The 12873-nt window shown below is 69.0% G+C and carries 14 protein-coding genes; 6 read left to right on the top strand and 8 right to left on the bottom strand.

Features of this window, described 5'->3' with window-relative positions:
• The first annotated feature begins 72 nt into the window (after nt 1–72).
• Together NVS89_RS01840 and NVS89_RS01835 are read left to right on the top strand one after the other, a co-directional pair.
• Entirely contained in the window at nt 73–759 is a 687-nt protein-coding gene (locus NVS89_RS01840; protein WP_258730771.1) for a TetR/AcrR family transcriptional regulator, read from the top strand.
• 50 nt (nt 760–809) lie between these two features.
• Nucleotides 810–1163, top strand: coding sequence for a tRNA-binding protein (locus NVS89_RS01835; RefSeq protein WP_258730770.1), 354 nt, complete (start codon nt 810–812; stop codon nt 1161–1163).
• 27 nt (nt 1164–1190) lie between these two features.
• On the opposite strand, the gene NVS89_RS01830 is transcribed toward NVS89_RS01835, so the two are convergent.
• Genes NVS89_RS01830 through NVS89_RS01820 form a run of 3 tightly spaced genes read right to left on the bottom strand, consistent with a single transcriptional unit; the run spans nt 1191 to nt 3937 of the window.
• Entirely contained in the window at nt 1191–2579 is a 1389-nt protein-coding gene (locus NVS89_RS01830) for an ATP-binding protein (protein WP_374114519.1), read from the bottom strand.
• Nucleotides 2580–2605: 26 nt separating this feature from the next.
• Nucleotides 2606–3340, bottom strand: coding sequence for a response regulator (locus NVS89_RS01825; protein ID WP_258730769.1), 735 nt, complete (start codon nt 3338–3340; stop codon nt 2606–2608).
• 12 nt (nt 3341–3352) lie between these two features.
• A complete protein-coding gene (locus NVS89_RS01820) occupies nt 3353–3937 on the bottom strand; it encodes a MarR family winged helix-turn-helix transcriptional regulator (protein WP_258730768.1) in 585 nt (194 codons plus the stop codon).
• Nucleotides 3938–4180: 243 nt separating this feature from the next.
• On the opposite strand from NVS89_RS01820, the gene NVS89_RS01815 reads away from it, so the two are divergent.
• Nucleotides 4181–5080 (top strand): branched-chain amino acid aminotransferase, encoded by a 900-nt coding sequence (locus tag NVS89_RS01815; protein WP_258730767.1) that lies wholly within the window; start codon nt 4181–4183, stop codon nt 5078–5080.
• Between the two features lie 97 nt (nt 5081–5177).
• Here the strand turns inward: NVS89_RS01815 and NVS89_RS01810 are convergent, their stop codons facing one another.
• The 4 genes from NVS89_RS01810 to uvrC all read right to left on the bottom strand — a co-directional run bounded on the left by NVS89_RS01810 (nt 5178) and on the right by uvrC (nt 8775).
• Entirely contained in the window at nt 5178–5636 is a 459-nt protein-coding gene (locus tag NVS89_RS01810; protein WP_258730766.1) for a molybdenum cofactor biosynthesis protein MoaE, read from the bottom strand.
• Nucleotides 5637–5689: 53 nt separating this feature from the next.
• Nucleotides 5690–5941 carry a molybdopterin converting factor subunit 1 gene (gene moaD / locus NVS89_RS01805; protein ID WP_258730765.1) on the bottom strand — a complete coding sequence of 84 codons (252 nt, stop codon included), beginning with the start codon at nt 5939–5941 and terminating at the stop codon, nt 5690–5692.
• Nucleotides 5938–6579 carry a CDP-diacylglycerol--glycerol-3-phosphate 3-phosphatidyltransferase gene (gene pgsA / locus NVS89_RS01800; RefSeq protein WP_374114508.1) on the bottom strand — a complete coding sequence of 214 codons (642 nt, stop codon included), beginning with the start codon at nt 6577–6579 and terminating at the stop codon, nt 5938–5940. Before pgsA ends, moaD begins: the two co-directional genes overlap by 4 nt.
• Nucleotides 6580–6720: 141 nt before the next feature.
• The gene (gene uvrC / locus NVS89_RS01795) at nt 6721–8775 is read right to left on the bottom strand and encodes an excinuclease ABC subunit UvrC (protein WP_258730763.1); all 2055 of its coding nucleotides are present in this window, start codon (nt 8773–8775) and stop codon (nt 6721–6723) included.
• 190 nt (nt 8776–8965) lie between these two features.
• Between uvrC and NVS89_RS01790 the strand changes: the two genes are divergently transcribed.
• Both NVS89_RS01790 and NVS89_RS01785 read left to right on the top strand, forming a co-directional pair.
• Nucleotides 8966–9733: an FkbM family methyltransferase gene (locus tag NVS89_RS01790; protein WP_258730762.1), complete on the top strand. Its 768-nt coding sequence runs from the start codon at nt 8966–8968 to the stop codon at nt 9731–9733.
• An 85-nt stretch (nt 9734–9818) separates the two neighbouring features.
• Nucleotides 9819–10754, top strand: a complete 936-nt coding sequence (locus NVS89_RS01785; RefSeq protein ID WP_258730761.1) for a DMT family transporter — start codon at nt 9819–9821, stop codon at nt 10752–10754.
• On the opposite strand, the gene NVS89_RS01780 is transcribed toward NVS89_RS01785, so the two are convergent.
• Complete coding sequence (locus NVS89_RS01780) at nt 10751–11533, bottom strand: SDR family oxidoreductase (protein WP_258730760.1); 783 nt, start codon at nt 11531–11533, stop codon at nt 10751–10753. The two genes, NVS89_RS01785 and NVS89_RS01780, sit on opposite strands and share 4 nt — an antisense overlap.
• 391 nt (nt 11534–11924) lie before the next feature.
• Between NVS89_RS01780 and NVS89_RS01775 the strand changes: the two genes are divergently transcribed.
• Complete coding sequence (locus NVS89_RS01775; protein WP_258730759.1) at nt 11925–12536, top strand: outer membrane protein; 612 nt, start codon at nt 11925–11927, stop codon at nt 12534–12536.
• The last annotated feature ends 337 nt before the right edge of the window (nt 12537–12873 follow it).

The following is a 12873-nucleotide window of genomic DNA, read 5'->3' as shown; positions in this document are numbered from 1 at the left end:
CCGGAAGGCCTTCTCCTCGCCCGCTGCGAGTCCTAAGTTGGAGTGGGGCCATGTTCAGCTCAGGAGGTCACGATGACGGACACTTCCGGAACGACAGCCGCCGCGCAGGATCCGCGCGGCAGGATCCTCGACAGCTTCCTCGCGCTGCTCGCCGAACGCCCCTTCGAGCGCATCGGCCTCAATGACGTGGCGACGCGCGCGGACGTCTCGCTGGTCGAGCTGCGCGCGGCCTTCGGCTCGACCTTCGACATGCTCTCCACCTTCATCCGCGACGTCGACCGCAAGGTGCTCGCCGGCGTCGCGAGCGAGGGCGACGAGGCGATGGCCGAGCAGCCCGCCCGCGACCGCCTGTTCGACGTGCTGATGCGCCGGATGGACGTGCTGGCGCCGCACAAGGCGGCGCTCGGCTCGCTGGCGGGCTCGGCGCGGGGCAACCCGTTCTTCGCCCTCACGCTCAACAAGCTTGCGGTGCGCTCGGCGCAGTGGATGCTGGCGGCGGCGAAGATCGACACCGCCGGGCTCAAGGGCGCGGCGCGCGCCCAGGGGCTGGCGCTGGTCTATGGCCGCACGCTCAGGACCTTCCTGCACGACGACGACCCGGGCCTCGCCAAGACCATGTCGACCATCGACCGCGAGCTCTCCAAGGGCGAGCGGGCGCTGGGGCTGCTGGACAGCTTCTGCGTCCTCGCGACCTGCGGCGGGCGACGCCGCGAGCGGCCCGCTCCCGCTCCCGAACCCGAGGCGCCCGCCGCCGCCTGACGGGCGGCGCCGCGTCGGGATGAGGCCCCGTTGCATGTGAGGAGTGGAAAGTGAGCCTTGCCCCGTTGGAGCAGATTTCGATCGCGGATTTCCTTAAGGTCGACATCCGCGTCGGCACGATCATCCAGGCCGAGCCGTTTCCCGAGGCGCGCAACCCGGCGATCAGGCTGGTGATCGATTTCGGCCCGCACATTGGCTGCCGCAAATCGTCGGCGCAGATCACCGTGCACTACGCGCCGGAGGATCTGATCGGCCGGCAGGTGGCGGCGGTGGTGAACTTCCCGCCGCGCCAGATCGGCCCGATGATGTCGGAGGTTCTGACGCTCGGCTTCCCGGACGAGGACGGCGCGGTGGTGCTGTTCCGGCCCGATAACGAGGTGCCGAACGGCGCGCGGCTGTTCTGACGGCCGCCTGCGGCCGCCGGGACCGCCTCAGACCGGAATCCGCACCGTCGCCCGCAGCCCGCCCAGCGGACTGTCGCCCAGCATGACGTCGCCGCCATGGGCGCGGGCGGCGTCGCGGGCGATGGTGAGGCCGAGGCCCGAGCCGCCGGCGTCCTGGTTGCGCGCATCATCGAGCCGCACGAACGGGCGGAACACGTCGTCGCGCCGCGACGGCGGGATGCCCGGGCCGTCGTCGTCGACCGTCACGGTGAGCCAGCGCTCGTCGCGCGTGCCGGTGATCTCGATCCGCTTGGCATGGCGCCGCGCATTGCCGACGAGATTGGCGAGGCAGCGCCGGAACGCGTCCGGACGGATCATCACCAGCGTATCGTCGCCGACGAAGCGGGCGCTCACGTCCGCGCCCTGGCGCTCGGCATTGTGGCGGGTGTCGTCGATGATGCGCGCGATGTCGGCCATGATCGGCGCCTCGCCCGTCGTGTCGTCGCGGGCGAAGGCGAGATAGGCCTCCAGCATGCGCTGGAGCTCGTCCACGTCGTTGCGCAGCGCCTCGGTCTCGTCGGTGTCGCCGATCAGCGCCAGCTCCAGCTTGAAGCGGGTGAGGATGGTGCGCATGTCGTGGGAGACGCCCGCGAGCATGGTGGTGCGCTGCTCGATCTGCCGCTCGATGCGCCGCTTCATCTCGAGGAAGGCGAGCGCCGCCCCGCGCACCTCGCGCGCGCCGCGCGGCCGGAAGCCGGTGACGTCGCGCCCCTTGCCGAAGGCGATGGCGGCGTCCGCCAACGCCTCGATCGGCTTGATCTGGTTGCGCAGGAACAGGATCGCGACCGCCAGCAGCAGCACAGCCGTGCCCACCATCCACACCAGGAAGATGTGCGAATTGGACAGATACGCCTGCGAGCGGCGGGCGAAGATGCGCATCACCATATCGTCGAACTGGACGCGCACCTCGATCAGGTTCGAGTTGCCGACCGTGTCGGTCCAGAACGGCCGCTTCAGCCGCTTGCCGAGCTCGCTGGTGAAATGCGAGTCGAGGATGGAGAAGAACGGCTTGGGACCGGGCGGGGGCAGCCGCTCGCCGGGCAGGAAGTCGACCGTGAGCCCCATCGCCGACTGCGCGATCTGCTTGATCCGGTCGCGGTCGGCCTGGGTCGGGAACCCGGCGCTGAGGTCGGTCAGCGCCGTGATGTCCTGCGAGACGGCGGCGGAGAGCCGGCGCGTCACCGCGTTGTAGTGCCGCTCCATGAAGACGAAGGCCAGCACCGACTGCAGGATCACCATCGGCGTGACGATGATGATGAGCGAGCGGGCATAGAGCCCCTTTGGCATGACGCGGTTGAACCACGCCCCGAAGCGGGCATTGTTCTCGCGCATGCGCGCCTGGGTGAGGCGCAGCCGCTCGCGGGCGGCGCCCATCATCTGGTTGTCGAGCAGGTTCACGCGGTTCAAGGCGCGACCACCAGCCGGTAGCCCACCCCCCGCACGGTCTGGACATAGGTCGGGTTGGCCGGGTCGCGCTCGATCTTGCGGCGCAGGCGGTTCACCTGCACGTCGACCGCGCGGTCGCCGGCGGCGACGCCGGGGGCGACCAGCGCCTGGCGGGGCACGGTGTCGCCCGGGCGGGCGCCGAGCACGCGCAGCATGTCGCGCTCGCGGTCGGTGAGGCGCACCGGCTCGCCCTCGCGCGTCAGCTCGCCGCGCTCGAGATGGAAAACGAACGGGCCGAAGCGCACGGCTTCGATCGCCTGCGTGGTCGGGGTGGCCGCGCGCTTGATGACGTTGCCGATGCGCAGCAGCAGCTCGCGCGGCTCGAACGGCTTGGCGAGGTAGTCGTCGGCGCCGATCTCCAGCCCCTCGATGCGGTCGCCCGGCTCCGAGCGGGCGGTGAGCATGAGGATCGGCACCTCGGACTCGGCGCGCACGGCGCGGGCGAGCTCGAATCCGCTCTCGCCCGGCATCATCACGTCGAGGATGAGCAGGTCGAAGGTGAGCCCGCTCATGCGGGCGCGGGCGTCGGCGGCGGATTCGGCGGTGGTGACGCGGTAGCCGTGCTCGGTGAGGAATCGCGAGAGCAGGTCGCGGATGCGCCGGTCGTCGTCGACGATCATGAGATGGACGGCATCGTCGGCGGGCATCGTGCGGCTAACCCTCGCCTTTTCCGGGCTCTCGGCGTCAAGCATCACATGCGTCTCTCAGCCGGCCGGCCGGGTGCGCGGAGCGGTCCTCGCTTCCGCCGCCTGGTCGGCACGGGCAATGAGCTTCTCGATCGGGCTGCGATCTTCGGGATCGATCATGGCGACAAGAAAGCGGCGTGCCATCTCGCGCGAGTCCGGCCCGCACTCGGCGAGCGCACGGGCGATGCGCTGGGACTGCAGCGCGACGAACTGCTGCGCCAGCGCCTCGCCCTTGGGCGTGAGGAAGAGCAGCCGCTGGCGCCGGTCGGAGGAGCCGGCGCGGCTGTCGACGAAGCCCTGGTCGATCAACTCGCGCAGCACGCGCCCGAGGCTCTGCTTGGTGATGCGCAGGATGTCGAGCAGGTCGGTGACGCGCATGCCGGGATGGCGGTTGACGAAATGCAGCACGCGGTGATGCGCCCGGCCGAAGCCGAAGCCCTGCAGGACCTCGTCGGGATCGCTCACGAAATTGCGGTAGGCGAAGAAGAACAGCTCGATCAGATCGACCATGGGCTCCGCGTCCTGCGCCGGCGCGAGGCGGGCAGGGGAAGCTGGATCGGCCTTGGCCGGCCGCGACGGCAGCGAGACATTTATGTCAGCCATGTTGACTTTTTTCGTTATGATCGTTACCGAGAACTCCCGCTTGGCGAAAGGATCGTTCGGATTGCCGTTCGACCCGGTCCGGAGCGGGATGTAGACTGGCTGCCTACGAGGCGGCGAAAGATAACGGGACTTCGACTGCGAGGCAAAATATAGCGTCTCGCGCAGGCCGAAGCCGCCATGCTGAAGGACAAGAGGGCCGCGACGCCACCATGGGCGCCGGCGACCTGTTCGGGAGATACAACCATGGCAAGCGAACCTTTCGACAAGCGCACCGGCTGGATCTGGTATGACGGCGCCTTCGTGCCGTGGCAGGACGCCCAGGTCCACGTGCTGACCCACGGTCTGCATTATGGAAGCTGCGTATTCGAGGGCGAGCGCGCCTATGGCGGCGAGATTTTCAAGCTCGACGAGCATACCACGCGCCTGAAGGAAAGCGCGCGGCTGCTCGACTTCGAGATTCCCTACAGCGAGGCCGAGATCAACGCGGCCTGCCGCGAGCTTCTGGCCAAGCAGAAGCTGTCCGACGCCTATCTGCGCCCGGTCGCCTGGCGCGGCTCGGACATGATGGGCGTGTCGGCGCAGGCCAACCAGATCCACCTCGCCATCGCGGCGTGGGAATGGCCGAGCTATTTCGACCCGGCCGAGCGGCTGAAGGGCATCCGCATCGGCATGGCGAAGTATCGCCGGCCGGACCCGCAGACCGCGCCCTCGACCTCGAAGGCGGCGGGTCTCTACATGATCTGCACCATCTCCAAGCACGCCGCCGAGCGCGAGGGCTATGCCGACGCGCTGATGCTCGACTGGCGCGGCCTGGTGGCGGAATGCACCGGCGCCAACATCTTCTTCGTGAAGGACGGGGTGATCCACACCCCGCTCGCCGACGCGTTCCTGAACGGCATCACCCGCCGGACGGTGATCGACCTCGCCCGGCGCCACGGCATCGAGGTGGTCGAGCGGGCGATCCAGCCGGAGGAGCTGGAGAGCTTCGACGAGTGCTTCATCACCGGCACCGCCGCCGAGGTGACGCCGGTGTCGGAGATCGCCGGCCGCCACTACCAGCCGGGCCCGGTGACCAAGACGCTGTTCGAGGACTACATGGCCGAAGTGCAGCCGAAGAAGGCCACCGCCGACGCGGCGGCCTGACGCGCACCGCTCGATCGCTCGGATCAGACAGGGAGGGCCGCCCCGCAAGGGCGGCCTTCTTGCGTCAGGGGCAGTCCCGGCGCCTAACCTCGGCGTCCTATTCCCAGCGCCCGGCCGCCTCGTCGTCGGAATCCTTGGCGGCGACCCAGTCGTTGGTGTCCTCGCGCTCTTCCAGCTTCCAGAACGGGGCGCGGGTCTTCAGCCAGTCCATCAGGAACTCGGCCGCGGCGAAGGCGGCGCCGCGATGGGGCGAGGCGGTGACCACGAGCACGATGTTGTCGCCGGGCACGATCCGCCCGTAGCGGTGGATCACCGTGGCGCCGAGCAGTGGCCAGCGGGCGCGGGCCTCGCCGACGAGGCGGGTGATCTCCTCCTCCGCCATGCCCGGATAATGCTCCAGCGTCAGCGCCACCAGCGGGGCGCCGCCGGCCGCGTCGTCGTCGCGGCAGAGCCCGGCGAAGGTGACGACCGCCCCGATATCCGTGCGGCCCTGCGTCAGCCGCGCGGCCTCCGCCGCGGCATCGAAATCCCCGGACTGGATACGCACCGTGAACATGGCTTGATCTCCCGCTCGGCGGTCCCGCCCGCCGCCTCGTTCGCCGGCCCGGCTCAGCCGCCGGTCATCGGCGGGAAGAAGGCGATCTCGCTGGCGCCGGCGAGGGCGGTGTCCGGCTTGGCGTGGCGCCGGTCGAGCGCGGCGCGCACCACGCGCGGGTTCTCAAAGGCGCGGGCATAGCCCTCGCCGCGCGCGGCCAGCCAGCCGGCGAGCTCGGCCACGGTGCGGACCGTCTCGGGCACCGCGATCTCCTCGCCGGCAAGGCCGATGCGCTCGCGCACCCAGGCGAAATAAAGAATCTTCACACGTCGTCCTCGATGAGATGGCGCGCCCCGGCCCGGAAATAGTCCCAGCCGGTATAGAGCGTCAGCAGCGCCGCGATCCACAGCAGCACGATGCCGACCAGGGTGATGCCGGGCACCAGCTTGTCGCCCGCGGGGCCGGCCAGCAGCACGGCGACGGCGACGAGCTGCGCGGTGGTCTTCCATTTGGCGAGCCGCGTCACCGGCACGCTCACGCGCAGCTCGGCGAGGAATTCGCGCAGGCCCGAGACCAGGATCTCGCGGCACAGGATCACCACCGCCGCCCACAGCGACCAGCCGCGGATGGTGCCGTCGGAGGCGAGCATCAGCAGCGAGGTGGAGACCAGCAGCTTGTCGGCGATCGGGTCCAGCATGCGGCCGATCGCCGATTGCTGCGACCAGACGCGCGCCAGGTAGCCGTCGAAGAAATCGGTGATGGCGGCGACGATGTAGATGCCGAGCGCCAGCCAGCGCAGCCACAGCCCGCCTTCCAGTATGTCGGCCCAGAACAGGCAGGCCGCCACCATCGGCACGGCGACGCACCGGCCATAGGTGAGGAGGTTGGGCAGCGCGAGCGCGTGTCCGCGTTTCACCTTTCCAGGCTCCGTGATTGTCTCGTGGCTGGAGGTGACATCGACCATGCTGCCGGCTCCCGTTGGACCGAGGTAATGACGCAGGCGGGCAACGTCAATCGCACCGCGCCGCCGCTGCTCGTCAAATGCCCTTCATCAGCATGAATCGAGGCTGTGACCTTCCCGTGGCAGCCGGCGGTCTCAAGGGCCTCAGCCGGGTTTGGCGTGAAAGAAATCGTAGACCGCCCGCGCGGTGGCCGCGTTGACGCCCGGCACGGCCTCGAGATCGGCGAGCGAGGCGCGCTCGATGGCCTTCAGAGTTCCGAAATGATGCAGCAGCGCGCGCTTGCGGGTCGGCCCCACGCCGGCGATCTCCTGCAGCCCGGAGCGGCCGATCTCGCGCGTGCGGCGCGCCCGGTGCGAGCCGATGGCGAAGCGGTGCGCCTCGTCGCGCAGGCGCTGCACGAAATAGAGCACCGGGTCGCGCGGCTCCAGCCGGAACGGCTCGTGCCCCTCGCGGTAGAAGGTCTCGCGCCCGGCGTCGCGGTCCGGTCCCTTGGCGACGCCCACCAGCGGCACGTCGGTGATGCCGAGCGCGGCCAGCGTCTCGCTCGCCGCCTTGAGCTGGCCCGGACCTCCGTCGATCAGCAGCAGGTCCGGCCAGGCGGTGGAGGCGGCCTCGGCGACGCCTTCCTCCCGCTCGGCGAGGGCCGCGCCCGCGCCCGCGCCGTCGCCGTCGGCAGCGACCGGCGCGGGCTCGGCGCGCGGATTCTCCCGCAGCAGCCGCGAGAAGCGGCGCGTCAGCACCTCGCGCATCATGCCGTAATCGTCGCCGGGGGCGAGGTCGGCGGACTTGATGTTGAATTTGCGGTACTGGCTCTTGGCGAAGCCTTCCGGTCCAGCCACGATCATGCCGCCGACCGCGTTCGTGCCCATGATGTGGCTGTTGTCGTAGACCTCGATGCGGCCCGGCGCCTGCTTCAGCTCGAAGGCGCGCGCGAGCTCGCCCAGCAGCCGCGCCTGGCTGGCGCTCTCGGCCAGCTTGCGGCCCAGCGCCTCGCGCGCGTTCTGCAGCGCGTGCTCGACCAGCTCGCGCTTCTCGCCGCGCCTAGGCACGGAAATCTCCACCCGGTGGCCGGCGCGGGTGGCGAGCGCCTCCTCCAGCAGCTCGCGCTCGGCGACGTCGTGGCTGAGCAGGATGAGGCGCGGGCAGGGCTTGTCCTCGTAGAACTGGGCGAGGAACGACTCCAGCACCTCGGCCGGGCCGAGCGTGCGGTCGGCGCGCGGGTAGAGCGCGTGGTTGCCCCAGTTCTGGCCGGTGCGGAAGAAGAACACCTGAACGCAGGTCGCCCCGCCTTCCTGGTGCAGGGCGAACACGTCGGCCTCCTCCACAGAGCGCGGGTTGATGCCCTGCGTGCCCTGCACGGCGGACAGCGCCGCGAGGCGGTCGCGCAGCGCGGCGGCGCGCTCGAATTCCAAAGCCTCGGAGGCGTCCTCCATCTCGTGCGCGAGCTGCTCCTTCACCGCCCGGCTCTTGCCGGAGAGGAAGTCGCGCGCCTCGCGCACATAGTCGGCATACTGCTCGTGGCTGACCTCGCCGGTGCAGGGCCCGGCGCAGCGCTTGATCTGGAACAGCAGGCACGGGCGGGTGCGCGATTCGTAGAAGCTGTCCGAGCAGGAGCGCACCAGGAACGCCTTCTGCAGCGCGTTGATGGTGCGGTTCACCGCCCAGACCGAGGCGAAGGGGCCGTAATAGTCGCCCGGCCTGTTGCGCGCGCCGCGATGCTTGGTGATCTGCGGCGCGTCATGGTCGCGGGTGATGAGGATGTAGGGGAACGACTTGTCGTCGCGCAGCAGCACGTTGAAGCGCGGGCGAAGCTGCTTGATGAGATTCGCTTCCAGCAGCAGCGCCTCGGTCTCGGTCTGGGTCGAGACGAACTCCATCTCGGCGGTGGCCGCCACCATGCGCATGATGCGCGCGGTGAGGCCCGCCGGGCGTGTGTAGGCGACGATGCGCTTGCGGATGCTCTTGGCCTTGCCGACATAGAGCACGGTGCCGTCCGGCCCCAGCATGCGGTAGACGCCCGGGCCGTTCGGGGCGTGCTTGATGGCGCGCTGGATCGCGGCGCGGCCCGTCGCCACCGAGCCCGGCGCGGGCTCGGCCTCCTCGGGCTCCTCGATCGGCAGGCTCGCTTCCTGCTCCGCAGCCGCAGTAGCGTCCTCGTCGTCTTCGGGCTCGGGCAGGTCTGGGTTCGGTCGCGTCATGCCCTCTAGATACGGATTCACACCCGGCTGGAACAGGGGGGCGGACGCGCCTTCGCCATACCGCTCGGAAATCGCGCCGATGTGCTAAGGAGTTGCTTTGGGGGGTCTCCTCGCAGGGGGCCGAGGGCTGGGCGTGCTGGAAATTCTGAGAACGGCAGGTGAGAACCGCCTGCCGCGTGCCGTCGGGTTGTTGAGTCGGTGGGCGGACCTGAAGGCCGCCCGAAATCCGAACAGCGAGCTGCAATTCCTTCCCCTTCTCGTCGGGCAGGGCGAGACGGCCTGCGACGTCGGGGCCAATCACGGCCTTTACACCTACTGGATGCTGCGGCTCGGCGCGCATGTGCTGGCCTTCGAGCCCAACCCCGCCATGGGACGCGTGATCCGCAGCCGCTTCGGGCCGGCGCTGAAGGACGGCCGTCTGACGCTGTTCGAATGCGCGGCGAGCGACGAGAACCGCATCGCCGAGCTCCACATCCCGGTCGGCCACTCGCCGATGGCGGCGATCGACCTCAACGGGTCGGTGTCGGGCGCGAGGCTGGTCGACGAGCTGATGGTGTATTGCCGCCGCCTCGACGACTGCATCGAGGGCGATGTCGCCTTCATCAAGATCGACGTCGAGGGGCACGAGCAGAACGTGCTCGACGGCGCCCGGCGGCTGATCGGCGCCAGCCGGCCCTCGCTGCTGATCGAGGCCGAGGAGCGCCACCGCGCCGGCGCCGTCGCTTCCGTGCGGGCGACGCTGGAGCCGATGGGCTATCGCGGCTTCTACGCGCTGGCGGACGGGCTGCATCCGGTCGAGACCTTCGATCCGGCACGCCACCAGCGCCCGGAAGCGCTCGACGGGCAGGGCGGTTCCGCCCGCGAGCCTTACAGCTACGTCAACAACCTGATCTTCGTTGCGCGACCCAACGTCATGGACCGGCTCCAGGGCTGGACGCCGCGCCGCCTGCTGCCGTGAGCGGGCGCCAAGTCCATTGCGCGGACCTCGCCGACCCTTTAAGGGCTCGGTCCGGCCGCGCCGCGGCCATCGGATCGAAACGACAATGTCCAGCCTCGCTGAAACGGGCGCAAAGCCCGCCGTCCCGCTGACCGGTTACGTCTTTGGTGCGACCGGTGCGATCCTGTTCGCCTCGAAGGGCATCATCATCAAGCTCGCCTATGCGCAGGGGCTCGATCCCGAGACCGTGCTGGCGCTGCGCATGGTGTTCGCGCTTCCCTTCTACCTCGTCATCGGGGCGATCGCGATCGTCCGGATGCGCGCGCATGGCGAGGCGATGCCGTCGCTGAGCGTGGTAGGGCGCACGGTGCTGGTGGGCGCGCTCGGCTACTGGTTCGCGAGCTACATGGACTTCATCGGGCTTGAATACATCTCCGCCTCGTTCGAGCGGCTGATCCTGTTCACCTACCCGCTGTTCGTGGTGCTGCTCGGCGCGCTGTTCTTCCGCCAGCCGATCCGGGCGCGGGCGCTGCTGGCCTTCGCCGTCGCCTATTCGGGCCTCGCGATCATCTTCATGCAGAACTTCGCGGCGAGCGGGAACGACACGCTGCGCGGTGTCGCCTTCGTGGCGATGTCGGCGATCAGCTTCGCGCTCTACCAGCTCCTCGCCGGCGGGCTGCTGCGCAGCATCGGCTCGGCGCTGTTCACCTGCATCGCCATGACCTCGGCGGCCGTGGCCTCGCTGGTGCAGTTCGCCCTGTTCCGGCCGATCGACGGGCTGTTCGTGTCCGGCCACCTGCTGGTGCTGGCGCTGATGATCGCCATCGGCGCGACGGTACTGCCGACCTTCTTCCTCAATGCGGCGCTGAAGCGGATTTCGCCCTCGGCCAACTCGATGATCAGCACGGTGAGCCCGGTGGCGACGATGGGGCTCGCCTTCGTGTTCCTGGGCGAGACGGTCTCGCTCGTCGAGCTGGTGGGCTCGGTGCTGGTGATGGGCGGCATCGGCGCCTTCACCTTCGCGGATGCGCGCCGGCGCTAGTCGGTCTCGGTGTCCGGCGTGCGCCAGGCAAGGTGCTGGCCGCCGTCGACCGCGATCATCTGCCCGGTGATGCTGCGCGCGCGGGCGAGGAACAGCACCGCCTCGGCGATCTCCTCCGGCGCCGGCCCGCGGCCCAGCGGCAGCGCCGCACACTGGCGCGCGAAATCCTCTCCGTCCTGGTGCACGCTGGCGAGCGTCGGGCCGGGGCCGATGCCGTTGACCCGGATGCGCGGCGCGAGCGCCTGGGCGAGCATGCGCGTCGCCGACCACAACCCGTTCTTGGCGAGGCTGTAGGAGAGATAGTTCGGCGTTGGCTTGAGTACGCGCTGGTCGATGATATTGACGACCGCCCCGTGCCGATCCGGCGGCAGGGCACGCGCGAAGGCCTCAGCGAGGAACACCGGCGCGCGCAGATTGGCGGCGAAATGGCGTTCCCACCGAGCGAGGTCGAGATCGCCGACGCCGTCCGGCTGGAACTCCGAGGCATTGTTGACGAGGAGGCTCACCGGCCCCAGCGCCTCCACCGCGGCGGGCACCAGCCGGGCCATGGCCTCTGGGTCGGTCAGCTCCGCGGCGAGCACGACCGCCCGCGCGCCCTCCGCCTCGATCGCCGCCCGCGCGGCATCGCCCGCTTCGCCCTCATGCCGCACATGCACGGCGACGTCATAGCCCGCCCGCGCCAGCGCCAGGCAGATGGTGCGGCCGATCCGCACCGCGCCGCCGGTCACCAGCGCGACCGGGCGAGGGCAAGCGGGAGTGATGGGCGCGGAGACGGGCATGGGCAGGCAAACTCGCTGGCAGGCGGGTGAGGCGGATCGGAAGTGGCGCCATCATATGGGGAATTTCCCGCCGCCCGTCGATCCGCGCCAGCCACCTCCTTGCGTGAAGGCACGCCGCGCGGACGGGCGGGTGGCGGGCGGAATTTACCTTCCGATAACTATGAAATGAAGAATATTGCACGTCTGCCTGCGTATTTCGTCGCTGGCGCGGCGGAAATCTTTACGATCTCTGAATATTAATTCTCAAATTGCGCGTTAAACCGGATGTTAAGCATACTCTATCCTTACGAAATGCCCTAAGATTCTGCTCATACATTTATGGGAGTGTCAGCCATCCGAATTTACGGGGGCGGGCCCGGCCGTGCGCCCGCGCGACACTCAGGAGAGCAACATGAAACGCAGCATTCTTGCGGGTCTCGGCCTCGTGGCCCTGATTTCCGCGCCCGCCGCGGCGGCCGATCTCGGTTACCCGGCCCCGGCAGCGCCCGCCTATGAGGCGGTGATGCCGTTCACCTGGACCGGCTTCTACATCGGCGCCAATGCCGGCTATGGCTGGGGCACCGCCGACTGGTCGCCGGACACGGACGGCTTCATCGGCGGCATCCAGGCCGGCTACAACTGGCAGGGCGCCGGCCCGCTGGTCCTCGGCATCGAGACCGACCTGCAGTACTCGAATGTCGAGAGCTCGGTGTTCACGCTGGACTATTTCGGCACCATCCGCGCCCGCGCGGGCTTCGCCATGGACCAGTTCCTGGTCTACGGCACCGGCGGCTTCGCCTATGGCAGCGGCACCTATGAGGTCGGCGGCCTGAAGGACGACAACACCCACACCGGCTGGGCGCTCGGCTTCGGCGGTGAATACGCGCTGAGCAACAACATCACCCTGCGGGCCGAGTACCTCTATCTCGACATGGGCTCGGAGACCTACAACACGGTCGCCGGCCCGGCCGATGTCGGCCTGACCACCAACATGCTGCGCGCGGGCATCAACTACAAATTCTGATCCGCCGCGCCTTCCTTTTCGACAGACGGCCGCGGGGCCCGGGAGTACCGGGTTCCGCGGCCGTTTTCATTTGGCTGCATGACGATTTTTGTGTTGTTTTCGCAACAGCGACCTACATTCGATTGCAGATAATGGCAAAATTGTTGCGTCTTTTGCGAGTTTGACGCAGCGGAATATTTCGCCGAAGAATCAGCATTCATGCGGGGTTGCGGGCTCGCAGACACGCATCGGCGGTGGTATCGGTGCCCGAATTTGGCGGTTTCTGCCGCAATCCAGCCCTCGACATGCCTATCTGGGCGCCTATCTCCGATCCGAGCTTGGCTGAATGCCAGTTTCG

Source organism: Ancylobacter mangrovi (assembly GCF_024752355.1).
GTDB lineage: Bacteria > Pseudomonadota > Alphaproteobacteria > Rhizobiales > Xanthobacteraceae > Ancylobacter > Ancylobacter mangrovi.
Note: the sequence above shows the minus strand (reverse complement) of the source record. Positions and strands in the feature narration are given on the sequence as shown.

What these genes read in the sequence shown, in the direction of transcription:
- NVS89_RS01830 (WP_374114519.1), bottom strand. Translation starts at nt 2,579, where the DNA reads ATGATGGGCGCCGCCCGCGAGCGGCTGCGCCTCACCCAGGCGCGCATG.
- NVS89_RS01780 (WP_258730760.1), bottom strand. Translation starts at nt 11,533, where the DNA reads ATGCCCGTCTCCGCGCCCATCACTCCCGCTTGCCCTCGCCCGGTCGCG.
- NVS89_RS01785 (WP_258730761.1), top strand. Translation starts at nt 9,819, where the DNA reads ATGTCCAGCCTCGCTGAAACGGGCGCAAAGCCCGCCGTCCCGCTGACC.
- NVS89_RS01810 (WP_258730766.1), bottom strand. Translation starts at nt 5,636, where the DNA reads ATGTTCACGGTGCGTATCCAGTCCGGGGATTTCGATGCCGCGGCGGAG.
- NVS89_RS01815 (WP_258730767.1), top strand. Translation starts at nt 4,181, where the DNA reads ATGGCAAGCGAACCTTTCGACAAGCGCACCGGCTGGATCTGGTATGAC.
- pgsA (WP_374114508.1), bottom strand. Translation starts at nt 6,579, where the DNA reads ATGGTCGATGTCACCTCCAGCCACGAGACAATCACGGAGCCTGGAAAG.
- uvrC (WP_258730763.1), bottom strand. Translation starts at nt 8,775, where the DNA reads ATGACGCGACCGAACCCAGACCTGCCCGAGCCCGAAGACGACGAGGAC.
- NVS89_RS01775 (WP_258730759.1), top strand. Translation starts at nt 11,925, where the DNA reads ATGAAACGCAGCATTCTTGCGGGTCTCGGCCTCGTGGCCCTGATTTCC.
- NVS89_RS01820 (WP_258730768.1), bottom strand. Translation starts at nt 3,937, where the DNA reads ATGGCTGACATAAATGTCTCGCTGCCGTCGCGGCCGGCCAAGGCCGAT.
- NVS89_RS01840 (WP_258730771.1), top strand. Translation starts at nt 73, where the DNA reads ATGACGGACACTTCCGGAACGACAGCCGCCGCGCAGGATCCGCGCGGC.
- NVS89_RS01825 (WP_258730769.1), bottom strand. Translation starts at nt 3,340, where the DNA reads ATGCTTGACGCCGAGAGCCCGGAAAAGGCGAGGGTTAGCCGCACGATG.